Source organism: Burkholderia sp. MS389 (genome assembly GCF_016899425.1).
GTDB lineage: Bacteria > Pseudomonadota > Gammaproteobacteria > Burkholderiales > Burkholderiaceae > Burkholderia > Burkholderia sola.
Window position 1 is genome coordinate 2039266 of the sequence record NZ_CP045994.1, and the last position, 26260, is coordinate 2065525.

Sequence of the window (26260 nt, forward strand, 5' to 3'; positions counted from 1 at the left end):
TCAAATCACTCCGGATTTTAAAGGGACAAAGAAAACGCGATCAAGCCGGGACTCTCGCCATTGCGCGTGCGCGACGCGCTCGACGAGCGTGAGCACCTGGTGCTGTCCGCTCTGCGCGCCGACCGGCGCGACGAGCCGCCCGCCGATCGCGAGCTGCTCGAGCAGCGCCTGCGGCACGTCGAGCCCGGCCGCCGCGATCACGATCGCGTCGAACGGGGCCGCGGACGGCAGGCCGACACGCCCGTCGCCGTAATGCAGACGGATGTTCGGCACGCGCAGCGGCCGCAGGTTCAGCTTCGCGCGCTCGTAGAGCGGCTTGATGCGTTCAATCGAATACACGTCGCGTGCCACGTGGCTCAGCACGGCGGCCTGATAGCCGCAACCCGTGCCGATCTCGAGCACGCGCTCGAGCGTGCGGCCGGCCATCGCGAGCTCGATCATGCGCGCGACGACCGACGGCTTTGAAATGGTCTGCTGGTGGCCGATCGGCAACGCCGAATCCTCGTAGGCCTGCGTCGCGAGCCCGGGATCCACGAACAGGTGGCGCGGCACCGCGGCCATCGCGTCCAGCACGCGCGCATCGGTCACGCCGTTCGCGCGCAGCCGTTCGACCATCCGCTCGCGCACACGTTCCGACGTGAGCGCGAACGCGCCGGCCGGCGCGATGCTCGGCGCAGCCGGCTTCGGCAGCGCGGGTTTCAGCGCGGTCGGCTTCGGTGCGGTCGCCGGCTTCGCGGCGGCGATACCCGGCAGCGGCGCCCGCGCGGCGGCCGGCTTCACCGCAACCGGTTTCAGTACGGCTGCGGGTTTGTCGGCGGCCTTAGGCACCGCACCCGCCGCTTGGCGTTCGCCGGGCCGACCTTCCGATTTGCGTGGCGCTCGTTTGAGATCTTCGAGCGCGAGCGGGAACCGCTTCGCGCGCTCGCCGCTCATGAAGCCCGCCCTCCGGCGCGCGCCCATTCGCGCGTCGCGGGCAGCATCTGCGTATGCGTGAGATCGAGCTGCAGCGGCGTGATCGATACGAAACCGTTTGCGACGGCGTGAAAATCGGTGCCTTCGCTGGCGTCCAGCGCGTCGCCCGCGGCGCCGATCCAGTAGATCGGCTCGCCGCGCGGGTCGGTCTGGCGAATCACCGGCTGCGACGGATGACGCTTGCCGAGGCGCGTGACCTGCCAGCCCTTCAGTTGGTCGTACGGCAGGTTCGGAATATTGACGTTCAGCAACGGGTTGCCCGGCAGCGGATGCGCGAGGTAGTGCTCGACGATTTCCGCGGCGACGCGCGCGGCGTCGGCCAGATGGGCCCAGCCCTTGTCGACCAGCGAGAACGCGATGGCCGGCACGCCGAACATGATGCCTTCGGTGGCGGCCGCAACTGTCCCCGAATAGAGCGTGTCTTCGCCCATGTTCTGGCCATTGTTGATGCCGGACACGACGATGTCCGGCCGCGCGTCGGCCATCCCCGTCAGCGCGACGTGCACCGAATCGGTCGGCGTGCCGTTCACGTAGAAGAAACCCGTACCCGCTGCGCGCTGCACCGACAGCGGCCGCGACAACGTGAGGGAATTCGACGCGCCGCTGCAGTTCTGCTCGGGCGCGATCACCGTAAGCTCGGCCAGCGGCTGCAGCGCTTCGCTGAGCGCGGCGAGACCGGGGGCGAGATAGCCGTCGTCGTTGCTGAGTAGGATTCGCATCCGGCGATTGTAACCGAGGAAAGATGGCGCGAGAGCGACAGTCCGGCCGCCGTGGACGGGCGGGTATACGCATGGGCACGCGATGCGCCGCCGCACTGCGCGGCGGCGTTCCGCGCGTTGGGGAAAACACCGGGCCGCCGGGTTTTCCGCCCGCCGAAAATCTCGTCGGGGAACCCTTCGTCGAGCGGCCCGGCGCAAAGCGCTACGCCGGCTGCGCTCAGATCGCGCCCGCCTCGCGCAGCGCGGCAATCGCGTGCGCGTCGTAGCCGAGGCCGCGCAGCACCTCGTCGGTATGCTCGCCCAGCTCGGGACCGAGCCAGCGCGTTTCGCCCGGCGTGTCCGACAGCTTCGGCGTGATGTTCGGCAGCGGAATGTCCGTACCGTCGGCCAGCTTGAAACGCTGGATCATCTGGCGCGCGACGAACTGCGGATCGGTGAACATGTCGGCCGCGCTGTAGATGCGCCCGGCCGGCACGTCGGCCGCATTGAGCACGACGAGCGCCTCGTCGATCGTGCGCGGCGCGAGCCACGCGGCGATCGCGTCGTCGATTTCCTGCGTGCGCGGCACCCGCCCGTCGTTTTGCGCGAGCGCGGGATCGTCGGCGAGGTCGTCGCGCTCGATCGCCTTCATCAGCCGCTTGAAGATCGGATCGCTGTTGCCGCCGATCACGATGCTGCCGTCGCGGCACGCGTACGTATTCGACGGCACGATGCCCGGCAGCGACGCGCCGGTGCGCTCGCGCACCATCCCGTACACGCCGTACTCGGGCACCACGCTTTCCATCATGTTGAAGACGGCTTCATAGAGTGCAACGTCGACCACCTGCCCCGCGCCGCCGTTGACCTTGCGGTGATGGAGCGCCATCAGCGCGCCGATCACGCCGTGCAGCGCGGCGATCGAATCGCCGATCGAGATCCCGATGCGCGGCGGCGGCAGATCCGGATAGCCGGTGATGTGGCGCAGCCCGCCCATCGATTCGGCTATCGCGCCGAAGCCGGGGCGGTCGCGGTACGGGCCCGTCTGCCCGTAGCCGGACAGGCGCACCATCACGAGGCCCGGATTGTCGGCCGACAGCACGTCGTAGCCGAGCCCGAGCTTTTCGAGCAGGCCCGGACGGAAATTCTCGATCACGATGTCGGCCTCGCTCGCGAGCTGCCGCGCGATCGCCTTGCCGGCGTCGGCTTTCAGATTGAGCGTGACCGATTTCTTGTTGCGCGCCTGCACCGACCACCACAGCGACGTGCCGCCCTGCTCCGGATGGAGCTTGCGCCACTTGCGCAGCGGGTCGCCGCCGTTCGGATCCTCGATCTTGATCACTTCCGCGCCGAATTCGGCGAACAGCCGCGACGCGAACGGTCCCGCGATCAGCGTTCCGAATTCGAGCACTTTGACGCCCGCGAGCGGGCCCTGGCTGGTGCTCATGTGTCTCCTAGGGTCTGTTTACATCTGGCACGTGCATGCGTTGCCACGAGAAACGGCGCCGCCGGCAGGCGGCGCCCGGCTTACATCGTGCGGCGGTCGAGCATCGCGCGGGCGATGGTGCCCGCGTCGACGTACTCGAGCTCGCCGCCCACCGGCACGCCGCGCGCAAGGCGCGTGACGGCCAGCCCGCGCGCCTTGAGCGTCTGGCCGAGGTAGTGGGCGGTGGCTTCGCCTTCGTTCGTGAAGTTGGTCGCGAGCACGACTTCCTTGACGACGCCGTCGGATGCGCGCCGCACGAGGCGGTCGAAATGGATTTCCTTCGGGCCGATTCCGTCGAGCGGGCTCAGTCGCCCCATCAGCACGAAATACAGCCCGCGGTAGGTCATCGTCTGCTCGAGCATGATCTGGTCGGCAGGCGTCTCGACGACGCACAGCAGCGTCGGATCACGCTCCTCGTCGCTGCAGACCTCGCAGATCTGCGCTTCGGTGAACGTGTTGCACTTCTCGCAGTGCTGCAGGTGCTCGGTTGCGAACAGCAGTGACCGGCCGAGCCGCTCCGCGCCCTCGCGGTCGTGCTGCATCAGGTGAACCGCCATGCGCTGCGCGGATTTCGGCCCGACGCCGGGCAGCACGCGCAACGCTTCGACGAGAGCGGACAAGGCGGACGGCTGTTTCATACGGCGGCAAACGGTGGCAAGGACGCGGCGCTCAGAACGGCAGCTTGAAGCCCGGGGGCAGCGGCAGGCCCGACGTCATGCCGCTCATCTTTTCCTGCGACGTGGCTTCGGCCTTGCGCACCGCGTCGTTGAACGCAGCGGCGACGAGATCCTCGAGCATGTCCTTGTCGTCCGCGAGCAGGCTCGGGTCGATCGACACGCGGCGCACTTCGTTGCGGCACGTCATCGTCACCTTGACGAGGCCGGCGCCCGACTGCCCTTCGACCTCGATCAGCGCAAGCTGCTCCTGCATCTTCTTCATGTTTTCCTGCATTTGCTGCGCTTGCTTCATCAGTCCGGCGAGGTTGCCTTTCAACATGGGAATACTCCTTCTTGATCGTGTGAAAACCGGCACGCGGCGCGTGCCGGCCAATGTGTGCGGGGCGTGATTGTGCCTGTCGCGGGGCGGTCAGTTCAATGCAGCGTAGGCGGCGCGCCGTCCGGCGCCGAATCGGCGAGCGGGCGCACCGAGCCCTCGACGATGCGCGCACCGAAGTCGCGCACGAGCTGCTGGACGAACGGATCGCCGTGAATCTCCTGCTCGGCTTCGCGCTGGCGTGCCGCGCGCGCGGCCGCATCGAGCGCCGCCGCGGTGCGCCGGGCGGGCCCGACCTCGACGCTCACCTCGACCGGCTTGCCGAGCGCATCGGCCAGTGCGGCCTTCAGCTTCGCCACCTGCGCGGCGTCCGCATACTGCGGCACCGGCACCGACAATTTCAATGCGCTCGCATCGACGGCCGTCAGTTCGCTGTTGAACGCAAGCTGGTACGCGACGCCCTTCAGCGGCAGCCGCGCGGCGAGCGCCGGCCATTCGCCGTCGAAGCCGATCGCATCGAGCGCGATCGCCGGCGGCAACGGGCGCGTGTCGATCGGCGCGGCCGGACGGGCTTCCGCCTGCTTCGGCGTCACGCGCACATCGTCGGGACCGCTGTCGAACACCGGCACGAAGCCGTCGTCGGAACCGCCGAACATCTCGTCGGCGCTGAGCGGTACGTAGTCGTCCGGCGGGATGTCTTCCCACGGCGGCGACGGCTGGCGCGAATCGGCTGCTTGCGGCGCACGCGCAGCGGCACGCGGCGTCGGCACCTGAACGGCGGGACGCGGCGCGGCCGGTTTTTCGGCGGCCGGCTGGGCCGCCGCCGGCTTCGCTGCCGCGCCTGCGCGCCCGCGGTCCGACGACACGCGCATCCCTGCATTGCGCAGCACGTCGAGCGCGGCGGCGGCACCGCCCGCGCGCGCCGCCGGACGGGCGGCGGCCGGCTCGGGCGACGCGGCGCGCGGCGCCGGTGCGGGCTGCGGCACCGGTTCGTCGTTTCGCTGCGCGGCGGCAACGGCAGGCGGCTCGGGTTCCTTGCGGGCGGGAGGCGGCGCGTCGCCGGCGGGCGCAGCCTTCTCCTCCGGCTGCGGCGGCTCGATCGCTTGAACGTCGGCCGCGACCGGTGCCGGAGCTGCCTTTTCGGGCGCCGAAACGGGTGCTTCCGCCGGTGCCGAAACGACCGCCGGCTTGGTGACCGGCCGGGCGGCTTCGTCACTGGACTGCGCCGGCCCCGAACGCGCGACCGGCGCAACAGGCGCAACAGGCGCAGCCGGCGCCGCGGCTTGCGGCCGTGCTGCGGCAGCTACCGGCTTCGCCGCAGCAGCGCGCGGAGCCGGCACCGCACGCGGCGGCACGGACGGCTGACCGGCCGACGCACTGCCGGCGCCAGCGGCCGGCTCGAACGCGAGCATCCGCAGCAGCGTCATCGTGAAGCCGGCGTATTCGTCCGGCGCCAGGCCGAGCTCGGCGCGCCCAACCGTCGCGATCTGATAGAACAATTGCACCTGCTCGGGGCTCAGCGTCTCCGCGAAACGGCGCAGGTCGGCCGCTTCCGGCCATTCGTCGAGCACCGAGCCCGGCGCGAACTGCGCCCACGCGATCCGGTGCAGCAGGCTCGCGAGATCCTGCAGCGCGGTCGAGAACGACAGGCTGCGCAGCGACATCTCGTCGGCAATCGCGAGGATTTCCGGGCCGTTGCCGGCCGCGAGCGCGTCGAGCAGGCGCACCATGTAAGTCTGGTCGAGCGCGCCAAGCATGCCCGACACCGCCGACTCGGTCACCTCGTTCGCCGAATAGGCGATCGCCTGGTCGGTCAGCGACAGCGCGTCGCGCATGCTGCCCTGCGCGGCGCGCGCGAGCAGGCGCAGCGCCTGCAGCTCGAACGTGATCTGCTCTTCGCCGAGGATCCGCTCGAGATGCGACACGATGTGCCCGGCCGGCATCTGCTTCAGGTTGAACTGCAGGCAGCGCGACAGCACGGTGACGGGGATTTTCTGCGGATCGGTCGTCGCGAGGATGAACTTGACGTGCGGCGGCGGCTCTTCGAGCGTCTTCAGCATCGCGTTGAACGCGTGGTTCGTCAGCATGTGCACTTCGTCGATCATGTAGACCTTGAAGCGCGCATCGACGGGCGCGTACACCGCGCGCTCGAGCAGCGCGGCCATCTCGTCGACGCCGCGGTTGCTCGCCGCGTCCATCTCGACGTAATCGACGAAACGGCCCTCGTCGATCTCGCGACAGGCGCGACACACGCCGCACGGCTGCGACGTGACGCCGGTTTCACAGTTGAGCGCCTTCGCGAAGATCCGCGACAGCGTCGTCTTGCCGACACCGCGGGTTCCGGTAAACAGATAGGCGTGATGGAGACGCCCGCCGTCGAGCGCGTGCGTAAGCGCCCTGACGACGTGCTCCTGGCCGACGAGCGAAGCGAAATCCTTCGGACGCCACTTGCGTGCGAGAACTTGATAGGTCATCGGGAAATTGTATCAGTAACGCTGCGTCGCGCCGACACGCGAAACGGTGCGGAACACGGGCAAGGCGCAGGTCGAACGGAGTGTAATGCAGAAATAAAAAACGCCCTGCGAACGGGGCGAGAAGGAAGGTGACGAGCCCAACCCTCGGCACTGGCGGAAAACGATTGTGGCTGCTTCGTTCCCGACCTGACCAGGTTCACCGCCCCACCATGCGAGGAGGCCCGTCACGGCATATTCTATCACCGCTTCCGGACGAATGCGACCGTTTGTTCGCATCAATGCGAATCTCGCCGGGCAAACCGGCGCGTCGTCCATTCGGACACGCCGCATGCGGCCCGCCCCTTGTAATTGGCGGACCGGCCTCCACCTGCATGGCACAACGGTCGAACGTCGCGTCGTACCCCTACTCGCGTAGCGGCTACTATCGCCGCCCGCAGCAGATAGCAATTTAGGCTAATATGACGCCCGAACGACCCGCGAGCCGCGGATGCAGCGCTTACGCCCCTCCTTTCCGGAAAGGCGGAGTGACCTGCCGCAGCGGCCGGCAGCCTACGGCGGCCGGTACGCCGCAACGCGCAAGCAGGCAGTCCCCGAACCGTAAGAGGTATTGACCCAATGAGCGAACAGATCAAACACATCAGCGACGCATCGTTCGAACAGGACGTCGTCAAGTCCGACAAGCCCGTGCTCGTCGATTTCTGGGCCGAATGGTGCGGCCCGTGCAAGATGATCGCCCCGATCCTCGACGAAGTCGCGAAGGACTACGGCGACAAGCTGCAGATCGCGAAGATCAACGTCGACGACAACCAGGCCACGCCCGCGAAATTCGGCGTGCGCGGCATCCCGACGCTGATCCTGTTCAAGAACGGCGCGGCCGCCGCACAGAAGGTCGGCGCGCTGTCGAAGTCGCAGCTCACCGCGTTCCTGGACAGCCACCTGTAATACCGGCAGTTCCGCGGACGTGTTGTCAGTCGGCAACACGTCCGTTGTCAAGCCGCCGATCGCTCGCTCAAGCGCGAATCGGGCTATGCTAGAATTAAAAAACGTCGACAAGACGCATTTAAGTCTCTGAGCGCTTCCGCTCGCCCTCCTCCCTTATTTTCTTTCGTCGCATCTCCTCCCTGGCGGGTTCTCCGTATGCATTTATCCGAGCTCAAGTCTCTGCACGTCTCCGAACTGATCGAAATGGCCAATGGCCTGGAGATCGAAAACGCGAACCGCCTGCGCAAGCAGGAGCTGATGTTCGCCATTCTCAAAAAGCGCGCCAAGACGGGAGAGACGATCTTCGGCGACGGTACGCTCGAAGTGCTGCCGGACGGCTTCGGCTTCCTGCGCTCGCCGGAAATGTCGTACCTCGCGAGCACCGACGACATCTATATCAGCCCGTCGCAGATCCGCCGCTTCAACCTGCACACCGGCGACACCATCGAAGGTGAAGTCCGCACGCCGAAGGACGGCGAGCGCTACTTCGCGCTGGTGAAGGTCGACAAAGTCAACGGGCAGCCGCCCGAGGCCTCGAAACACAAGATCATGTTCGAGAACCTCACGCCGCTGCACCCGAACAAGCCGCTCTCGCTCGAACGCGAAATGCGCGGCGAGGAAAACGTCACGGGCCGCATCATCGACATGATCGCGCCGATCGGCAAGGGCCAGCGCGGCCTGCTCGTCGCGTCGCCGAAGTCGGGCAAGACCGTGATGCTCCAGCACATCGCGCACGCGATCAAGCAGAACCACCCGGACGTGATCCTGTTCGTGCTGCTGATCGACGAGCGTCCGGAAGAAGTGACCGAAATGCAGCGCTCGGTCGCCGGCGAAGTGATCGCGTCGACGTTCGACGAACCGGCCACGCGCCACGTCCAGGTCGCCGAAATGGTGATCGAGAAGGCGAAGCGCCTCGTCGAAATGAAGCACGACGTCGTGATTCTGCTCGACTCGATCACGCGTCTCGCGCGTGCGTACAACACCGTGATCCCGGCGTCGGGCAAGGTGCTGACGGGCGGTGTCGACGCGAACGCGCTGCAGCGTCCGAAGCGCTTCTTCGGCGCGGCGCGCAACATCGAGGAAGGCGGCTCGCTGACGATCATCGGCACCGCGCTGATCGAAACCGGCAGCCGCATGGACGACGTGATCTACGAAGAGTTCAAGGGCACCGGCAACATGGAAGTGCACCTCGAACGCCGTCTCGCGGAAAAGCGCGTGTACCCGTCGATCAACCTGAACAAATCGGGCACGCGTCGCGAGGAAATGCTGATCAAGCCCGAGATCCTTCAGAAGATCTGGGTGCTGCGCAAGTTCATCCACGACATGGACGAAGTCGAGGCGATGGAATTCCTGCTCGACAAGATCCGCCAGACGAAGAGCAATTCCGAGTTCTTCGACCTGATGCGCCGCGGCGGCTGATCGCCGTCCCGCTCCGCAACACGGCCGCCCGCGCATCCTGCCCGGCGGCCGTTTTTCGATCCCAACCTGAACGTGAACGTACAGGTTGATCTATAATCGCGTCATTGTCCCGCCGAATTCCCCACCTCCGATGCCGAACGACGCCGCCACCCCGCTATTGACCGTCGGCGACGCCGCGTCGCGGCTCGGCGTGACGCCACGCACGCTCAAATACTACGAAGAGCGCGGGCTCGTCACGCCATCGCGCAGCGAAGGCCGCTACCGCCTCTACGACGAAGCCGACCTCGAGCGCTTCGCGCGAATCCTGCGGCTGCGCGCGCTCGGCTTCTCGCTGCACGGCATCACCGAAATGCTCAAGCGCCCGCTGGAAGAAACCGGCGACGGCCGGCGCCGCTATTCGGATGCGTCGCTGCGCGACATCCGCGCCGGCCTCGCCGAGCAGATCGACACGCTCGATCGGCGGATCACGGCCGTCCAGCGCGAGCTGAAGGAAGCCGTTTCGCTGCGCAAGGAACTGCAGCACGACATCGACTACGTCGAGCGGCGCCTCGCCGGCGAGAACGCCGATGCGCTGATCGCGCAGCGGCGGGCCGAGGCCGGCACGCGGCGCGCACGCAAGGATCGCGAATGAACACGGTGCCGGGCCGGCCGCTGTGGAGCCGCGCGAACCTGCGTGCGGACCTGTTTCCATGGGCGCTCGCGCTCGTCACCGGCATCGACTACTTCGACAACGCCGTCTTCTCGTTCTTCGCGAGCTACATCGCGGGCGGCATCAACGCGTCGCCCGACGAACTCGTGTGGTCGTCGAGCGCCTACGCGGTCACGGCCGTGCTCGGCATCCTGCAGCAGCAATGGTGGGTCGACCGGCTCGGCCATCGCCGCTACGTCGCGGGCTGCATGCTGATGTTCTCGTTCGGCGCGATCGCGGCGGCACTGGCCGACACGTCGCTGACGCTGGCGTTCGCGCGCGGCTTCCAGGGCTATTTCATCGGCCCGATGATGGGCGCGTGCCGGATCCTGATCCAGAGCAGCTTCAAGCCGCAGGCACGGCCGCCCGCGACGCGCGCGTTCCTGGTCATGATCCTGCTCGGCAGCGCGCTCGCGCCGATCGTCGGCGGGCTGCTGGTCGCGCATTCGACGTGGCGCGCACTGTTCGCGTGCACGGCGCCGGCCGGCATCGCGTTCGCGATCCTCGCGTTGCTCACGCTGCCCGATTCGGGCCACACGCCGGACGACGAACGCGGCTCCGGCCATTTCTGGCCGTACGTCGTGTTCGCACTCGCGCAAGGCGCGCTGCAGATCGTGCTGCAGCGGGTGCATTACCAGCTCTACAGCGGCTCGCCGATGCTGATCGTGCTGACGATCGCGGGGCTCGGCGCGCTCGCATGGTTCGCGTATCACCAATGGCATCATCCGACGCCGCTCGTGCGGCTGCACGCGTTTCGCGAGCGGACGTTCCAGGTCGGGCTGCTGCTCTACATGTTCTATTACTACGAGACGACGGGCTTCAGCTACCTGACGGCGCGGTTGCTCGAGGGCGGCCTCGGCTATCCGGTCGAGAATGCCGGGCGCCTGGTCGGCACGACGTCGCTGCTTTCGGCCACCGCGCTGTTCGCCTACCTGCGCTACGCGAAATTCGTCACGCACAAGAAGTGGTTCGTCGTACCGGGGTTCGCGATCGCCGTCACGGCCGCGCTATCGATGACGCGGATGACGCCGCAGGTCGGCGAAGCGGCGCTGGTCGTCCCGCTGCTGCTGCGCGGATTGTTGCTGCTGTTCATCGTGCTGCCGGTCGCGAACCTCACGTTCCGGATCTTCGCGATCGACGAATACTCGCATGGCTATCGGGTGAAGAACATCGTGCGGCAACTGACGATCTCGTTCGCGACGTCCTCGGTGATCATCGTCGAGCAGCACCGGCTGGCCATGCATCAGACGCGGCTCGTCGAGCGCGCGAACGTGTTCGATCCGCTGTTCCAGCAGACCGCCGACGCACTGACGCGCGGCTATGCGGCTGCGGGCCACGCGCTGAACGACGCGCATGGCCTCGCGATCGCGTCGATCGCGCGGATGGTCGCGCAACAGGCGTCGTTCCTCGCATCGCTCGACGGTTTTTACTTCCTCGCGGGCGTCGCGCTCGTCGGCGGCCTCTTCGCGGCATGGCAAAAACAGATCGATTGAGTTAAAAGACAGGCTTTGGATTTTCGTCCGAAGCCTCCATGCTCTCGAAACTGACCCGCTGGTTCGACGACCGCCGCCGCGACCGCGCGCTGCGCAGCCATCCGATTCCGGACGCGCTGTGGCAAGAAACCGTCGAGCGCCTGCCGTTCCTCGCCGCCCTGCCGCCCGACGCGCTCGGCCGGCTGCGCGAACTGACGAGCCTGTTCGTCGCGAAAAAATCGTTTTCGACCGCGCACGGGCTCGAGCTGACCGACGCGATGATCGTCGCGATCGCCGCGCAGGCCTGCCTGCCCGTGCTGAATCTCGACCTGTCGCTGTACGACGGCTGGGTCGGCGTCGTCGTGTATCCGGGCGAATTCTTGATCCGCAAGACCGTGCAGGACGAGGACGGCGTCGTCCACGAAGTCGAGCAGGACGCGAGCGGCGAGGCATGGGAAGGCGGCCCGGTGATCCTGTCGTGGGAAGACGCGCAGATGACGGACGGCCGCGACGCGTACAACGTCGTGATCCACGAGTTCGCGCACAAGATCGACATGGTCAACGGCGCTGCCGACGGCTATCCCCCCCTTTTTCGCCGCTGGCATGCGCCGCACCTGGACGCACAGGCGTGGGCCGACGTGTTCGAACCCGCCTACGACCAGTTCTGCGCGCGCGTCGACGCGGTGCCGGACCGCGCATGGGCGCGCTTCGAGCGGGATTCGCTGATCGATCCCTATGCGGCCGACCACCCGTCGGAATTCTTCGCGGTGTGCAGCGAGGCGCTGTTCGTCCGGCCGAAGCCGTTCGAGTCCGAATTTCCGGAGCTGTACCGGCTGCTCGCGCGCTACTATCGGCAGGATCCGGCCGGCACCGGCGCGCTCGACGCGCCGTGAAAATTATTCGTCAACCGTCTGATTTTCTGGCATAATCGCCGTTTTTCGACCTTAGGCAAGTGGCTCGCGCCGGGCTTGGCGTCGTCTGGTGATACGCAAATGGGCGTACCCGGCACGGCAAGCGGCGGGTTGGCTACCGCTCTCACCAAGGAAAGACCATGAAAGAAGGCATCCACCCGAATTACCGCGAAGTCGTCTTCCAAGACATGTCGAACGGCTTCAAGTTCATCACGCGCTCGACGATCCAGACGCGCGAAAACATCGAACTCGACGGCAAGACCTACCCGCTCGCCAAGATCGAAGTGTCGTCGGAATCGCACTCGTTCTACACGGGTCAGCAAAAGATCATGGACACGGCAGGCCGTGTCGAGAAGTTCAAGAACAAGTTCGGCGCACGCGCCAACGGCAAGGCTGCAGCAAAGTAAGCCTTGCACCGATCCGGCGGCGGCAACGCACCGGTACCGCACGAAAGGGCAGCCCAGGCTGCCCTTTTTTGTCTCTGCTCGCCCGGAAGACACCGGCCGGCGCCCGGGAAACGACCTGACGCACAACAGCGGGCGCGACTACAATGCCGGATGCTCGAAACCGGCTCGGCCGCGCGCGATCGCGCCGGCTGCCCGCCCATAACAAATCGCTCATCTGCATGAAGCCTGTCGTCCGTCTCACCGCCTCCGCCACGCGTGCGCTGCCGCGCTGGCTGCTGCTCACGCTCTGCTTCGTCTACGCGGCGTTCGGCCTGTTCGGCCGCGACCCGTGGAAAAACGAGGACGCGGCGGGCTTCGGCGTGATGTGGACGATGGCCAAGGGCGGCTGGCACGACTGGCTGCTGCCGAACCTGGTCGGCAAGTTCATCACGACCGACGGGCCGCTCGGCTACTGGCTCGGCGCGCTGTCGATCCGCGGCCTCGGCCCGTGGGTCGACGCGAGCAACGCGTCGCGCGTCGATACCGGCGTGCTGTTCTGCGTCGCGTGCGCGTTCGTCTGGTACGCGGCCTACCTGCTCGGCCGGCGCGCCGAGGTTCAACCGTTCAAATACGCATTCGGCGGCGAACCCGAGCCGCGCGACTACGGCCGCACGCTCGCGGACGGCGCGCTGCTGGTGCTCGTCGCCTGCTTCGGTCTCGCGGAACGCGGGCACGAAACGACGCCGCAGCTCGCGCAGTTCGCGTGGATCGCGATGCTCGTGTACGGGATCGTGCGCGGCATCGACAAGCCGCTGCAGGGCGCACTGTGGTGGGGCCTCGCGATGGGCCTCGTCGCGCTGTCCGGCAATCCGGTGCTGGTCGTCGCGCTGCTCGCCGGCACGGCCGCGCTGTGGCTCGTCACGCCCGAGATGCGCAACCTGCGCCTGCCGCTGGTCGGCCTGCCGCTCGCGGCCGCGATCTCCGCGCTGTGGCCGCTCGCCGCGTACGTCGCGGCGCCCGACGACGCCGCGTGGTTCTTCAACCAGTGGATCCACGGCAGCCTGATGCGCTTTTCGGGCCCGCCGACGGCCGTGCTCGGCTATGCGGCGAAGAACCTGCCGCTGTTTACGTGGCCCGCGTGGCCGCTCGCGATCTGGGCGTGGTGGAGCTGGGCCGGCATGCGCCGCCGTGCGCACATCGCGATTCCGCTGTCGGTCGCCGTGCCGCTCGTCGCGCTCGTGATCCTGCAAAGCCAGCAGTCGAACCGTATGTACATGCTGCTGCTGCCGCCGCTCGCGGTGCTCGCGACGTTCGCGCTGCCGACCCTCAAGCGCGGCGCGATCAACGCGATCGACTGGTTCGCGGTGCTGAGCTTCACGATCCTCGGCACCTTCGTGTGGCTGGTGTGGCTCGCGTCGCTCACCGGCTTCCCGCATCCGCTCGCGCGCAACCTCGCGCGCCTCGTGCCCGGCTACGAGCCGCATTTCAAGATTCTGTCGTTCATCTGCGCGGTGATCGTCACCGTGTGCTGGTGCTTCATCGTGCGCTGGCGCGTGTCGCGACAGCCGAAGGTGCTGTGGCGCAGCGTCGTGCTGTCGGGCGCGGGCACCACGCTGATGTGGGTGCTGCTGATGACGCTGTGGCTGCCGATCGTCAACTACGGCCGGACCTATCGCGACGTCGCGCAACAGATCGCCGTGCACCTGCCGTCCGACTACGAGTGCATCTCGCCGGTGCGGCTCGGCGACGCGCAGATCGCGACCTTCGCATACTTCGGCAACATGCACTTCGATTTCTCCGGCGACTGCGACGTGATCCTGCGTCAGGACCGCGCGGACTTCGGCGAGCCGAGTTCGATGTCGCAATACGTGTGGCGTCTCGTCTGGGAAGGCCGCCGCGTCGCCGACCGCGACGAGCGCTTCCGCCTGTACGAGCGCATCGAACGGCCGAAGACGCCCGTCAAGCGACGTCCGCCGCGCCGCCAGGCGGCCGATTGACGATGTTCGGCGACATCCGCCGGATCGTCGGTCTCGCGTGGCCGGTGCTGGTCGGCCAGCTCGCGATCATCGCGTTCGGCGTGATCGACACCGCGATGGTCGGCCGCTACTCGGCCGTCGATCTCGCCGCGCTCGGGCTTGGCTCGTCGATCTACGTATCGATCTATATCGGCCTGACCGGCATCCTGTCCGCGCTGCAGCCGATCACCGGGCAACTGTACGGCGCGCGGCGCCATGCGGAGATCGGCGAGGAAGTGCGCCAGGCGCTGTGGCTTGCGCTGCTGCTCTCGATTCCGGGCTTCCTGCTGCTGCATTTTCCGGAACCGCTGCTGCGCGTCGCGCACGCACCCGCCGCGCTGCACGAGCGCACCGTCGACTACCTGCGCATCCTGTCGTACGGGCTGCCCGCCAGCCTCGTATTCCGGATCTACAACGCGCTGACCAACGCGGCCGGCAAGCCGCGGCTCGCGATGATCCTCCAGATCGGCGCGCTGCTGCTCAAGTTTCCGCTGAACGTGTGGTTCATCTTCGGCGGCTTCGGCGTACCGGCGCTCGGCGGCCCCGGCTGCGGGCTGGCCAGCACGCTGATCAACTGGGCGCTCGCGTTGATCGGCTACACGCTGCTCGCGAAGCTCGACGTGTTCGCGCCGCTCGCGATCTTCTCGCGCTTCTGCTGGCCCGTGTGGGAACGGCAGAAGGCCATCCTGAAGCTCGGCGTGCCGATGGGCCTGTCGTATCTGATCGAGGTGACGTCGTACACGTGCATGGCGCTGTTCATCGCGCAGTTCGGCACGACGACGCTCGCCGGCCACCAGATCGCCGGCAACATCGGCGCGGTGCTGTACATGACGCCGCTGTCGATCGGCGTAGCGGCGTCGACGCTGGTCGCACGCGCGCTCGGCGCCGGACGCGCGGACGAAGCCCGGCTGCTCGGCCGGCACAGCGTGATGTTCGCGTGCGGGGTTGCCGCCGCGTACGGCGTGCTCGTGTTCGCGCTGCGCCCGCTGATCATCGGCGGCTATACGCCGAACCCGGCCGTCGCCGCGGCCGCGATGCCGCTCGTCGCGATCGTCGCGTGCTACCACGTGTTCGATGCGCTGCAGGTCACGTCGGCGTTCGTGCTGCGCGCGTACAAGGTGGCGGTCGTGCCGACCGTGATCTACGCGGTCGCGCTGTGGGGCGTCGGCCTCAGCGGCGGCTACGTGCTCGGCTTCGACGTCGGCGGCATCGCGCCCGCGTGGCTGACGGGCGCGCGCGGCTTCTGGTTCGCGAACACGGTCAGCCTGATGCTGGCGGGCGCGGGGCTCGTGCTGTACCTGCGCCGCATCAGTCGCGCGCACGCCGCCGTGGCCGCCGCCTGACGCGCGGGTGCGCTACGCGTCCTCCAGCACGTCGGCTGCGTGATATGACGACCGCACGAGCGGGCCGGCGACGACTTCCCTGAAACCGAGCGCGAGCGCCTCGTCGCGCCACGCGGCGAACGCGTCCGGGCTCACGTAGCGCCGCACCGGCAAATGGTGCGCCGACGGCGCGAGATACTGGCCGAGCGTCAGCACGTCGACCTCGTGCGCGCGCAGGTCGCGCAACGTGTCGCGCACCTCGTCGTCGCGTTCGCCGAGCCCGAGCATCAATCCCGATTTCGTCACGAGCGTCGGCCGCGCGGCCTTCGCCTGCGCGAGCAGTTCGAGCGAGCCGCGATAGTCGGCGCCCGGCCGCGCCGCCCGGTACAGCGACGGCACCGTCTCGATGTTGTGGTTGAACACGTCGGGCCACGCCGACGACAGCGCGTCGAGCGCACGCGCCGCGCGGCCGCGGAAGTCCGGCGTCAGCACCTCGACGCCGATGCCCGGCACGCTCGCGCGCACCGCCGCGATGCAAGCGGCGAAATGCGCGGCGCCGCCGTCGCGCAGATCGTCGCGGTCGACCGACGTGATCACGACGTAGCGCAATCCGAGCGCCGCCGCCGCGTCGGCCAGCCGCGCGGGCTCGGCGGGATCGAGCGGCTCGGGACGGCCGTGCGCGACGTCGCAGAACGGACAGCGCCGCGTACACAGCCCACCCATGATCATGAAGGTCGCGGTGCGCTGCGCGAAGCATTCGCCGATGTTCGGACACATCGCCTCCTCGCAGACGGAATGCAGCCGATGCTCGCGCAGCACGGCGGCCATGTCGGCCACCGCCGCGCTCATCATCGGCCGCGCGCGCAGCCACGGCGGCTTCGGCAACGCCGCGGCGGCCGCGGGCTCGATGCGCACCGGAATGCGCGCAAGCTTGTCGCGACTTCTCGCGCCGGGCTGGCCGAGCGCCGTGAGGCTGGGTCGTTCGAGCGCGGCGGCCATCGTCAGTCTCCGAGGAATGCGACGATCAGGCGGTTCACGTCGGCGGCCGACTCCATCTGCACCATGTGCCCGCTGCCGGCGATCACCTCGGCGCGCACGCCGCCCGGCAAGTCCTGCGCATGCTGCGCCGGAATCACCTGGTCGCGCTCGCCCCAGATCACGAGCGTGCGCGGCGCCAGCGACGCGAGCCGGTCGCGGAACACGCGCCGCTGCGCGGCGCCGTCGAACGCGGCATGCGCGATCTTCTCCAGCGCGGCCTGCACGCCTTCGAGCCGCTTGTACTTGACGAGATCGTCGACCAGTTGCCGCGTGACCAGCGCGTCGTCCGCGAACAGCGCGCCGAGGTGCGGCTTCAGCGTGTTGCGGCTGTTGCCGGCGACGAAGCCGTCGATGTACGCTCGGTTGATGTCGGCGCCGAGCCCGGCGCTCGCGATCAGCGTGAGCGACGCCACGCGCGCCGGCGCGCTGTCGGCCAACGTCATCGCCACTGCGCCGCCCATCGAATGGCCGATCAGGTGCGCGCGCTCGATGTGCTGCGCATCGAGCAGCGCGAGCACCGCGTCGGCCAGTTCGTCGAGGGTGCCGCTCTCGACCGCCTTGCCCGATTCGCCGTGGCCGGGCAGATCGAGCGCCCACACCGGCCGGTGCGCGGCGAGCTCCGCGTGATTGAACAGCCAGTTGTTCAGGTCGCCGCCGAAGCCGTGGATCAGCACGGCCGGCGTGCCCGACCCGTCGCCCAGCTTCAGGAAGCGGATCATACGGCCGCCGATCTGCGCCTTCTCCGGCTGCGGGCCGGCCGCCTCGTCGGACGCCGCGCTCGGCACGAAATCGCGCTGGAACTCGGCGATCGCCGCATCGATGTCGGCGTCGCTCGCATCGGCGGCCGCGACGACGCCGAGCAGCGCGCCGACCGGCAGCGTCTCGCCCTCCTGCGCGACCTGCCGGCGCAGCGTGCCGTCGAACGCGCATTCGACGCCCGACGAGATCTTGTCGGTCTCGACGTCGAGCACCTCGTCGCCCTTCGCCACGCGTTCGCCGATCGCCTTCAGCCAGCCGTTGACCTGCCCCTGCTCCATCGACAGCCCCCACTTGGGCATCGTGATCATGTGAATCGACATCGTGTCAGCTCCTCGTCTTGAGTACCGCCCGCGCGATCGCATCGGCGGACGGGATATACAGGTCTTCCAATACGCCGGCGAACGGCGTGGGCGTATGCGGCGCGGTCACGAGCTCGATCGGCGCCTTCAGCGAATGGAACGCACGCTGCGCGACGAGCGCGGCGATGTCGGTCGCGATCGAACAGCGCGGATTCGCTTCGTCGACCACCACCACGCGCCCGGTGCGCTCCGCGCTTTCGAGGATCGTTTCCTCGTCGAGCGGCGACGTCGTGCGCAGGTCGATCACGTCGCACTGGATGCCGTCCTTCGCGAGCGTCGCGGCCGCGTCCATCGCGAGATGCACCATCCGGCCGTACGTGACGATCGTCGCGTCGTCGCCGTCGCGCAGCACGCTCGCCTCGCCGAACGGAATCGCATAGGACTCCTCCGGTACGTCGCCCTCGCGCGTATAGAGCAGCTTGTGTTCGAGAAAGATCACAGGATCGTTGTCGCGGATCGCCTGGATCAGGAGCCCCTTCGCGTCGTACGGCGTCGACGGGCACACGACCTTCAGCCCCGGGATGTGCGTGAACAGCGACGTGAGCATCTGCGAGTGCTGCGCAGCCGCGCGCAGGCCCGCGCCGTACATCGCGCGAATCACGACCGGCGTCACGGCCTTGCCGCCGAACATGTAGCGGAATTTCGCGGCCTGGTTGAAGATCTGGTCGAAACACACGCCCATGAAATCGATGAACATCAGTTCCGCGACGGGCCGCATCCCGCACGCGGCCGCGCCGACCGCCGCACCGATGTAGCCGCCCTCCGACAGCGGCGTATCGAGCACGCGGCCCGGAAACTTGTGGAACAGCCCCTTCGTCACGCCGAGCACGCCGCCCCATGCGTCGTCCTCGCCCGGCGCACCCGCGCCGCCCGCGTTGTCCTCGCCCATCACGATCACGCTGTCGTCGCGCGCCATTTCCTGCGCGAGCGCCTCGTTGATCGCCTGCGAATAAGTGATCTTCCTTGCCATGTCTGTCTCCTGGAATATTGGGTTGCCGTGCCGGCTGCCGGGTCAGCCCGCGCTCACGGATACGACACGTAGACGTCGGCCAGCAGGTCGGCGGCATCCGGCAGCGGCGCGGCCTTCGCCTGCGCGACCGCGTCGTCGATCAACGCCTTCACTTGCGCGTCGATCGCGCGCAGGTCGTCGGTCGTCAGCGCCTCGGCGCGCACGACGCGCGTTTCGAAATGCTTCAGGCAGTCCTTCTCGTCGCGCAGCTTCTGCACCTCGCCCGGCGCGCGGTAGGTTTGCGCATCGCCCTCGAAGTGGCCGAAATAGCGCGTGAACTTCACCTCGACGAGCGTCGGGCCGCCGCCGTTGCGCGCGCGTTCGACGGCCTCGCCGAGCGCCTCGTGCACCGCGAAGAAGTCGAAGCCGTCGACGATCACGCCCGGCATCCCGAACCCGTTCGCGCGATCGGCGATGTTGTCGGTCGCGACCGACCAGCTCGACGACGTCGCTTCCGCATAGCCGTTGTTTTCGGCGACGAAGATCGCGGGCAGCCGCCACACCGACGCGAGGTTCATCGATTCGAAGATCACGCCCTGGTTCGACGCGCCGTCGCCGAAGAAGCACACGCCGACGCCGCCCGTCTTCTTGTGCTTGGCCGCGAGCGCCGCGCCGCACACGAGCGGGCCGCCCGCGCCGACGATCCCGTTCGCGCCGAGCATCCCCATCGACAGGTCGGCGATGTGCATCGAGCCGCCCTTGCCGCGGCAGACGCCCGTCTTCTTGCCGTAAATCTCGGCCATCATCCCGTGCACGTCGACGCCCTTCGCAATGCAGTGGCCGTGGCCGCGGTGCGTGGTGGCCACGTAGTCGTCGAGGCCGAGGTGCAGGATCGTGCCGACGGCGGACGCCTCCTCGCCCGCGTACAGGTGAACGAAGCCGGGAATCTCGCCGGTCGCGAATTCGACGTGCAGGCGTTCCTCGAATTCGCGGATCGTGCGCATCAGCCGATAGGCGTCCAGCAGCTTGTCCCTGCCGAGCTGTGTCGAAGCGGTCATGTGTGTCTCCTGGTTAGGTCTGACTGCGAATGCCGCCCCGGCCGTGCCGTGGCGGCGGATTGCACGGCCTCGCGGCCGTCAGTGGAACGTGAAGCCGCCGTCGACGTTCACGGCCTGGCCCGTCACGTTGTCCATCGTCGCGAAGAACAGCGCGAGCCGGCCCATGTCTTCCGGCGTCTGCGCGCGGCCCTGCGGAATCAGCGTCAACTGGTGCCGCTGCCACGATTGCTCGACCGATTCGCCGTCGGTCTTCCATTCGTCGGACAGCCGGTCCCACATGTAAGTGCGGACGATGCCGGGACAGATCGCGTTGACGGTTACGCCGTCGCGCGCGAGTTCCTTCGCCAGCGCATTGGTGAAGCCGACGACCGCGAATTTCGATGCGCTGTAATGCGCGAGATTCGGAAAGCCTTCCTTGCCCGCGATCGACGCGACGTTGATGATCCGGCCGCGGCCCTGCGCCTTCAGGTGGGCCAGTGCCGCCCGGCAGCCGAGGAACGTGCCCTTCGCGTTCACGTCCATCACGAAATCCCAGTCGCGCTCGGTCAGTTCGGCGACCGGATGAATGCTGATCACGCCCGCGCAATTCACGAGGATGTCGAGCCGGCCGAGTTCGGCGAGCGCCTGCGCGACCATCGCGTCGACCTGCGCGGCCTGCGTGACGTCGACCTTCGCGATCGCGGCCCGGCGGCCGAGCGCGCGGACCTCGCGCGCGGTGGCGTCGAGCGCGTCGTCGAGCAGGTCGGCCAGCAGGATGTCCGCGCCGGCGCCGGCAAGCGTCAGCGCGATGCCGCGGCCGATGCCGCGCGCGCCGCCCGTGACGATGGCGACCTGTCCTTCGAGAGGGGCTGTCATGCGATGTCTCCTTGATGATCGTTATGGATGGCGAAGCGTCTTCGTCAAACCGGTGTATCAGTCGTGCCACGCGCCGGCGGCGCGCAGCAGCTGCCGCGACGATGCGTAGCGCAGCGTGCGACCGACGTCGACCGTCAACGGCCCGCGCCAGTCGAGCGCGATCTCGTAGCGATCGCCGCGCGCGACCTCGATCTCGCGCTCGCCGTCGAACGCGAGCGTGCCGCGCTCGAACGGAATCGCGTGCCACGTGCCGGGTTCGAGCCGCTCGCAACTGCGCATCACGACACGATCGACGCGCCCCGGCGCGATCGGCGCGACGAGCGGCGTGCCGGCCGCGTTGCCGGCTTGCGCGAAGCGCATCGAGAGCCCGTGCGGCGCGCTGCGCTCGAGCGGCGCCCACGCGCCGCCGAGCGCGGACAGGCCGATGCCGTCCGGTTCCGCGAACGTCAGGTAGAGCGAGTCGATGTCGTCGGAGCCGGAAATCGCGCGCGCGCCGATGAAGCGCTGCCGCGCGGCGCACACGTCGACGAGCGCAATCTCCTCGCGCCCCGGCTGCGCGCCCGCGACGCAGCGCACGACGAGCCGCTTGTTGCGCACGAACGCGACCTCGGCCGGCACGGCGCCGGTCGCGGCGAGCCCCGCGGCGACGCCCGCGACGGTTGCCTCGCGATGTTCGGGAAACGCGTTGTTGGTGCCGGTGGACAGCGCGACGAGCGGCGTCGCGCCGCAATGCGCGGCCACCGCGCGATGGGTGCCATCGCCGCCGAGCACGACGATCAGCGACACTTCCATCCGATGCAGATAGGCAGCGCCCGCCTGCGTGTCGGCGACGCTGTCGGTGATCGGCAGGTCGACGAATTCGACGTGGGGCCAGCGCTCGTGCGGCGCGACCGCGCGATGCGTGTCGATCGCGCGCAGCAGCAGCGTCGCGATGCCCGTGCGGTCGCGCAGCGTCAGCACGCGCTCGACGCCCATCGCGCCGAGGCCGGCCAGCAGGCGCACGATCATGTTCGCCTTCTCCGCGGTCGGAAACACGGATGCATGCGTCGTGAGGCGGCGGATGTCGCGCCCCGATGCGGGGTTCGCGATCACGCCGACGGTAACGGGCGTCGTCACGGGTTTGTCTCCATCCAGTCGACGGAGCCGGCGCATTGACGCGCGCCGGCTCCGCCTGTTTCGTCCGCAGCCATCGACGGGCGGCGGATCGTCGTCGCCGACGCGATCGCGGCGGCTTGCCCGTCATTACTGCAAGCGGCATGCCATCGTGCGTGCGATCGCCGCGAAACCCGCGTGGACGCTGGCGCGGCGGGCATGCGCGGGTTCCGGATGCGCGGCCGTGACGACGCAGCGCGCGTCGAATTCGCGCAGACGTCTCACGTCGCCGATACGGCGACGCGATTGCCGCGGCGCCCGTGCATGCGCGGCGTACCGCCCGCAAACCCTGCGTTCGCGCCGCGCCGCGCACGCGACGCCCCGCCGCACGGCCGCCGCGCGCCGCGCATGCGGCCGTCTCAACTGCGCGAGACACGGCGCGATACCGGTGAGACGACCGTCTCATGCGCGCCGCGTGCTGCGATGCAATGTGATTCGCCGAACCGGATGTGCTACAAGAACAGCGACATCCCCGCCGTACGGAACCGGAGCCGACCATGCCCTACGCCGTCCCCCAGGCCCAGCACGCCGACCGTGTACTCGGCGCGCTCGCCGGACGCCTGCCCGCGCCGGCGGATTCCGCGCGCCTCGTGTCGTCGTGGCAACGGTCGCTGGAGCGCTACCGTCTCGACCCCGCTTCGTCGATCGGCCCGCGCGTGCTGACCGCGGCGGAGCTGCGCGAGGTGCGCGACAAGGAGGAAGCCTTCCTGCGCGCGTCGGGCCAGTGCCTGACGCGGCTGCACGACATGATTCGCGTCGCCGACTACTGCGTGATGCTGACCGACGCGCACGGCGTGACGATCGACTACCGGATCGACCGCGAACGCCGCAACGACTTCCGCCATGCGGGGCTGCACATCGGCTCGTGCTGGTCGGAAAGCGAGGAAGGAACGTGCGGCGTCGCGAGCGTGCTGACCGATCTCGCGCCGATCACCGTGCACAAGACCGATCACTTTCGCGCGGCGTTCACGACGCTCACGTGCAGCGCGGCGCCGATCTTCTCGCCGGGCGGCGAACTGATCGGCGTGCTCGACGCGTCGGCCGTGCATTCGCCCGACGGCCGCGACAGCCAGCGTCTCGTCTACCAGCTCGTGCGGCAGAGCGCGGCGCTGATCGAGGACGGCTACTTCGTGCACAGCACCGCGCAGCACTGGATATTGTTCGGGCATCCGAACCGTCACTACGTCGAGGCGCAGCCCGAGTGGCTGATCGCATTCGACGAATGCGGCAACATCGTCGCCGCGAACCGGCAGGCGCGCGACGCGCTGCCGGCGCTGCGCGAGCCGCGCCATATCGACGAGATCTTCGATGCGACCGAGATGCCGCTGCGCGACGCCGCGCGGCTCGACACGATCGTCGCGCTGCGCGTGCGCGCGACCGGCGCCCCGCTCTACGCGCGGCTGCGTGCGCCGCTACGACGCGCCGGCCGCGACCCCGGCGCGGCGTCGCGCCGCCCGGGCACCGCTGCGCCGCGTCACGTCGGCGCGCTGACGCCGTTCCTGCACAGCAGCGATGCGCGCATCGCGCAACAAGCGGAACTCGCGCTGCGCGTCGCGAGCAAACGGCTGCCGATCCTCGTGCTCGGCGAAACCGGCGCAGGCAAGGAAGTGTTCGCCCGCGCGATCCACGACGCCGGCGCGCGGCGCGCGCGGCCGTTCGTCGCCGTCAACTGCGGCGCGCTGCCGGAAGCGCTGATCGAGAGCGAACTGTTCGGTTATGCGGCCGGCGCGTTCACCGGCGCACGCAAGCACGGCGCGCGCGGCAAGATCGCGCTCGCCGACGGCGGCACGCTGTTTCTCGATGAAATCGGTGACATGCCGCTCGCGCTACAGACGCGCCTGTTGCGCGTGCTCGCCGACGGCGAGGTCGTGCCGCTCGGCAGCGATACGCCCGTGCGCGTCGATCTCGACGTGATCTGCGCAACGCACCGCGATCTCGCGCGGATGGTCGCCGACGGCACGTTCCGCGAGGATCTGTACTACCGGTTGAGCGGCGCGACGTTCGACCTGCCGCCGCTGCGCGAACGCGCGGACGTGCGCGACGTGATCGCCGCCGTGTTCGCCGAGGAAGCGCAGGCGACCGGCCACGTGCTCACGCTCGACGCGACGCTCGCCGAACAGCTCGCCGCGTATGCATGGCCGGGCAACGTGCGGCAACTGCGCAACGTGCTGCGCTATGCGTGCGCGGTGTGCGACGCCGCGCGCGTGACGCGCCGCGACCTGCCGGCCGACCTCGCCGCGCAACTCGGCGGCGCGCCGCCGGGCGCGCTGCCCGACGACGAACGCGGCCGCATCGTCGCCGCGCTCACCGCGCATCGCTGGCGGCCCGACGCGACCGCCCGGGCGCTCGGCATGTCGCGCGCGACGCTGTACCGGCGCATCGCGAAGTACCGGATCGTCGCGCCGCACCGCGCGTGACGCACGGGCGCACGCCCCGTCATGCGGGCTGTCCGGCCGCTTCGTTCGCGTCGTCCGTCACGCCGGCCGCCTCGTCGCGCCGCGCGAACACCTCGCGCGCGGCGAACAGCGCGTTCAGCGCGGCCGGCATCCCCGCATACACGGCCATCTGCATGAACACCTCGACGATCTCGTCGCGCGTGCAGCCGACGTTCAGCGCGGCCTCGATATGCACCTTCAGTTGCGGCTGCGCGTTGCCGAGCGCGGCCAGCGCCGCGATCGTCGCGATTTCGCGCGCCTTCAGGTCGAGCTGCGGCCGGCTGTAGATGTCGCCGAAGCTGAATTCGACCAGGAGCCGCGCGAAGTCCGGCGCGATCGGCGCAAGCGCCGCGATCACGCGTTCGCCCGCTTCGCCGTCGATTTCCTTCAGTTTGTTCCAGCCGCGCGTGTAGCGATCCTCAACGAGTCGTTCCATCGTGTCCGTCCTGTTCCGATAAAGAGTGAGAAGGTTTCGCCCGTCGTTCCGTTTCCCGTTCCTGCGCCTCGTAGTACGCGATCTTGTCGCCAATCGCGTCGAGGCTCGCCTGCAACTCCGCGATATGCGCGCGCACCGCGTCGCGATGCGCGACCAGCAAGTCGCGCCGCGTGCCGAACGTCGACGCGCCCTGCTCGCGCAGCACCGCGAACGCCTGCATCTGCGCGATCGGCATGCCGGTCGCCTTCAGGCGCATCACAAAGGCCAGCCAGTCAAGGTCGGCCGGCGCATAGAGCCGGTGCCCGGCCGCCGTGCGCGAAATCGCGCGCAGCAGCCCAGCCTGCTCGTAATACCGCAGCGTGTGCGTCGACACGCCCGTCAGTTCGGCGACTTGCCCGATCGTCAGCGGACCGGCGGCGGAGGGTTGGGATACGGTTTTCGACATGGCAGGAACAAGGTTAGGAGTTAGAGTTCACTCTAAGTCAAGCATTGTCTGACGGCCAGTGGCGCGTTCACCCGCGATACGCTCGCGATACCCGGCGACACCGTAAAGAATGGTCAAAATCGGCGCCCCGCAGCGGTTTCGGCCTTTACAGCGCCGCAAGCCTTCAGCAAGATTCGGTCAGCCTGTCTCAAAAAGGGCACGCATTTGTCCTATGCTTAACGGCGACGCCCGGCGAGCTCGCGCGTCGTCGTCCGTTGCAACAGCCATTCATCCGTCAGAACCAGGGAGCCCTTGCCATGCTGAAAAAGCTGCTGATGCTGTTTGTCGCGCTGTCGCTGTCGCTCGCCGCCGGCCTTGCCGCGGCCGTCGAAGTCAACACGGCCGACCAGGCCGCGCTCGAATCCGTGAAGGGGCTCGGGCCCGTGAAGTCGAAGGCGATCATCGACGAACGCACCAAGAACGGCCCGTTCAAGGACGCCGACGATCTCGCGAACCGCGTGAAGGGCCTCGGCACGAAGTCGGTCGGGCATCTCGAGGAAAACGGCCTGACGATCGGCGGCGCGTCGACGCCGCCGAAGGGCGTGAAGCTGTCGAAGCCGGCCGCGACGACGTCGGCGGGCACGTCGACCACGACGTCGGCGGGCACCGCCTCGACGTCCACGACCGCGACGGCCGGCACGACGACCGCGGTGCCCGCGCCGTCGGCGAGCGCACCGGAAGCGGCGAGCAAGCCGGCCAAGACCAAGCGCGCGTCGAAGAAGGAAAAAGCGGCAGCCGCTGCCGCGGCATCCGCCGACGCCGGCGCGAGCGCACCGACCGCCGCGTCGTCCGCGAAGGCGACGAAGGGTTCGAAGAAGAAGAGCAAGAAGGACAAGGCCGCCTCCGCCGCCGCGGCGTCGGGCGCCTGATGTGCGCCGCGCGCGCGCGACGGCGTGCGCGCGGCATTCGTTCAACGGGCGC

24 protein-coding genes and 1 other RNA gene are annotated in these 26260 nt (G+C 68.5%); 10 read left to right on the forward strand and 15 right to left on the reverse strand.

The features are described 5' to 3' along the window. From GJG85_RS09370 to ffs, 7 genes are all read right to left on the reverse strand, one after another. Complete coding sequence (locus GJG85_RS09370; protein WP_050013201.1) at positions 1-933, reverse strand: protein-L-isoaspartate(D-aspartate) O-methyltransferase; 933 nt, start codon at positions 931-933, stop codon at positions 1-3. Then, complete coding sequence (surE, locus tag GJG85_RS09375) at positions 930-1691, reverse strand: 5'/3'-nucleotidase SurE (protein WP_050013202.1); 762 nt, start codon at positions 1689-1691, stop codon at positions 930-932. The genes GJG85_RS09370 and surE overlap by 4 nt, the downstream gene beginning before the upstream one ends. Positions 1692-1908: 217 nt before the next feature. Beyond that, a complete protein-coding gene (locus GJG85_RS09380) occupies positions 1909-3114 on the reverse strand; it encodes a CaiB/BaiF CoA-transferase family protein (protein ID WP_050013203.1) in 1206 nt (401 codons plus the stop codon). 80 nt (positions 3115-3194) lie between these two features. Continuing rightward, positions 3195-3791, reverse strand: a complete 597-nt coding sequence (gene recR / locus GJG85_RS09385) for a recombination mediator RecR (protein WP_006478665.1) — start codon at positions 3789-3791, stop codon at positions 3195-3197. 31 nt (positions 3792-3822) lie between these two features. Continuing rightward, positions 3823-4149, reverse strand: coding sequence for a YbaB/EbfC family nucleoid-associated protein (locus tag GJG85_RS09390; RefSeq protein ID WP_006482124.1), 327 nt, complete (start codon positions 4147-4149; stop codon positions 3823-3825). A 95-nt stretch (positions 4150-4244) separates the two neighbouring features. Then, positions 4245-6620: a DNA polymerase III subunit gamma/tau gene (locus GJG85_RS09395; protein WP_089488494.1), complete on the reverse strand. Its 2376-nt coding sequence runs from the start codon at positions 6618-6620 to the stop codon at positions 4245-4247. Between the two features lie 127 nt (positions 6621-6747). Further along, an RNA gene (ffs, locus tag GJG85_RS09400) (signal recognition particle sRNA small type) lies at positions 6748-6846 on the reverse strand. Positions 6847-7235: 389 nt separating this feature from the next. Between ffs and trxA the strand changes: the two genes are divergently transcribed. From trxA to GJG85_RS09440, 8 genes are all read left to right on the forward strand, one after another. Next, positions 7236-7562, forward strand: coding sequence for a thioredoxin TrxA (gene trxA / locus GJG85_RS09405; RefSeq protein ID WP_006402348.1), 327 nt, complete (start codon positions 7236-7238; stop codon positions 7560-7562). Positions 7563-7757: 195 nt separating this feature from the next. Continuing rightward, positions 7758-9020, forward strand: a complete 1263-nt coding sequence (gene rho, locus GJG85_RS09410) for a transcription termination factor Rho (RefSeq protein ID WP_006478662.1) — start codon at positions 7758-7760, stop codon at positions 9018-9020. Between the two features lie 130 nt (positions 9021-9150). Next, positions 9151-9651 (forward strand): MerR family transcriptional regulator, encoded by a 501-nt coding sequence (locus GJG85_RS09415; protein ID WP_089488495.1) that lies wholly within the window; start codon positions 9151-9153, stop codon positions 9649-9651. Continuing rightward, complete coding sequence (locus tag GJG85_RS09420; protein WP_204383279.1) at positions 9648-11201, forward strand: MFS transporter; 1554 nt, start codon at positions 9648-9650, stop codon at positions 11199-11201. The genes GJG85_RS09415 and GJG85_RS09420 overlap by 4 nt, the downstream gene beginning before the upstream one ends. 38 nt (positions 11202-11239) lie before the next feature. Then, a complete protein-coding gene (locus tag GJG85_RS09425) occupies positions 11240-12073 on the forward strand; it encodes a M90 family metallopeptidase (RefSeq protein ID WP_089488497.1) in 834 nt (277 codons plus the stop codon). Positions 12074-12231: 158 nt separating this feature from the next. Further along, positions 12232-12498, forward strand: coding sequence for a type B 50S ribosomal protein L31 (locus GJG85_RS09430; protein WP_050013208.1), 267 nt, complete (start codon positions 12232-12234; stop codon positions 12496-12498). A gap of 143 nt (positions 12499-12641) precedes the next feature. Next, positions 12642-14474, forward strand: coding sequence for a UDP phosphate-alpha-4-amino-4-deoxy-L-arabinose arabinosyl transferase (locus tag GJG85_RS09435; protein WP_089488498.1), 1833 nt, complete (start codon positions 12642-12644; stop codon positions 14472-14474). A gap of 2 nt (positions 14475-14476) precedes the next feature. Next, a complete protein-coding gene (locus GJG85_RS09440; RefSeq protein WP_050013210.1) occupies positions 14477-15835 on the forward strand; it encodes an MATE family efflux transporter in 1359 nt (452 codons plus the stop codon). A gap of 12 nt (positions 15836-15847) precedes the next feature. Here GJG85_RS09440 and lipA read toward each other — a convergent pair whose 3' ends face one another. The 6 genes from lipA to GJG85_RS09470 form a co-directional block, all read right to left on the reverse strand. After that, entirely contained in the window at positions 15848-16813 is a 966-nt protein-coding gene (lipA, locus tag GJG85_RS09445; protein ID WP_050013211.1) for a lipoyl synthase, read from the reverse strand. A gap of 2 nt (positions 16814-16815) precedes the next feature. After that, the gene (locus GJG85_RS09450; RefSeq protein WP_050013212.1) at positions 16816-17931 is read right to left on the reverse strand and encodes an acetoin dehydrogenase dihydrolipoyllysine-residue acetyltransferase subunit; all 1116 of its coding nucleotides are present in this window, start codon (positions 17929-17931) and stop codon (positions 16816-16818) included. A 4-nt stretch (positions 17932-17935) separates the two neighbouring features. Beyond that, entirely contained in the window at positions 17936-18940 is a 1005-nt protein-coding gene (locus tag GJG85_RS09455; RefSeq protein ID WP_050013213.1) for an alpha-ketoacid dehydrogenase subunit beta, read from the reverse strand. 53 nt (positions 18941-18993) lie between these two features. After that, positions 18994-19977 (reverse strand): thiamine pyrophosphate-dependent dehydrogenase E1 component subunit alpha, encoded by a 984-nt coding sequence (locus GJG85_RS09460; protein ID WP_050013214.1) that lies wholly within the window; start codon positions 19975-19977, stop codon positions 18994-18996. A gap of 78 nt (positions 19978-20055) precedes the next feature. After that, positions 20056-20832 carry an SDR family NAD(P)-dependent oxidoreductase gene (locus GJG85_RS09465; RefSeq protein ID WP_050013215.1) on the reverse strand — a complete coding sequence of 259 codons (777 nt, stop codon included), beginning with the start codon at positions 20830-20832 and terminating at the stop codon, positions 20056-20058. A gap of 57 nt (positions 20833-20889) precedes the next feature. Then, on the reverse strand, positions 20890-21948 hold the full coding sequence (locus GJG85_RS09470) for an NAD(+)/NADH kinase (RefSeq protein ID WP_089488500.1): 1059 nt from the start codon (positions 21946-21948) through the stop codon (positions 20890-20892). A gap of 533 nt (positions 21949-22481) precedes the next feature. On the opposite strand from GJG85_RS09470, the gene GJG85_RS09475 reads away from it, so the two are divergent. Further along, the gene (locus tag GJG85_RS09475; RefSeq protein WP_089488501.1) at positions 22482-24401 is read left to right on the forward strand and encodes a sigma-54-dependent Fis family transcriptional regulator; all 1920 of its coding nucleotides are present in this window, start codon (positions 22482-22484) and stop codon (positions 24399-24401) included. Between the two features lie 19 nt (positions 24402-24420). Here GJG85_RS09475 and GJG85_RS09480 read toward each other — a convergent pair whose 3' ends face one another. Then, the gene (locus tag GJG85_RS09480) at positions 24421-24855 is read right to left on the reverse strand and encodes a carboxymuconolactone decarboxylase family protein (RefSeq protein ID WP_050013218.1); all 435 of its coding nucleotides are present in this window, start codon (positions 24853-24855) and stop codon (positions 24421-24423) included. Beyond that, positions 24839-25300, reverse strand: a complete 462-nt coding sequence (locus GJG85_RS09485) for a MerR family transcriptional regulator (protein WP_089488502.1) — start codon at positions 25298-25300, stop codon at positions 24839-24841. The genes GJG85_RS09480 and GJG85_RS09485 overlap by 17 nt, the downstream gene beginning before the upstream one ends. 296 nt (positions 25301-25596) lie before the next feature. Between GJG85_RS09485 and GJG85_RS09490 the strand changes: the two genes are divergently transcribed. After that, positions 25597-26208: a helix-hairpin-helix domain-containing protein gene (locus GJG85_RS09490; protein ID WP_050013220.1), complete on the forward strand. Its 612-nt coding sequence runs from the start codon at positions 25597-25599 to the stop codon at positions 26206-26208. Positions 26209-26260: the final 52 nt, after the last annotated feature.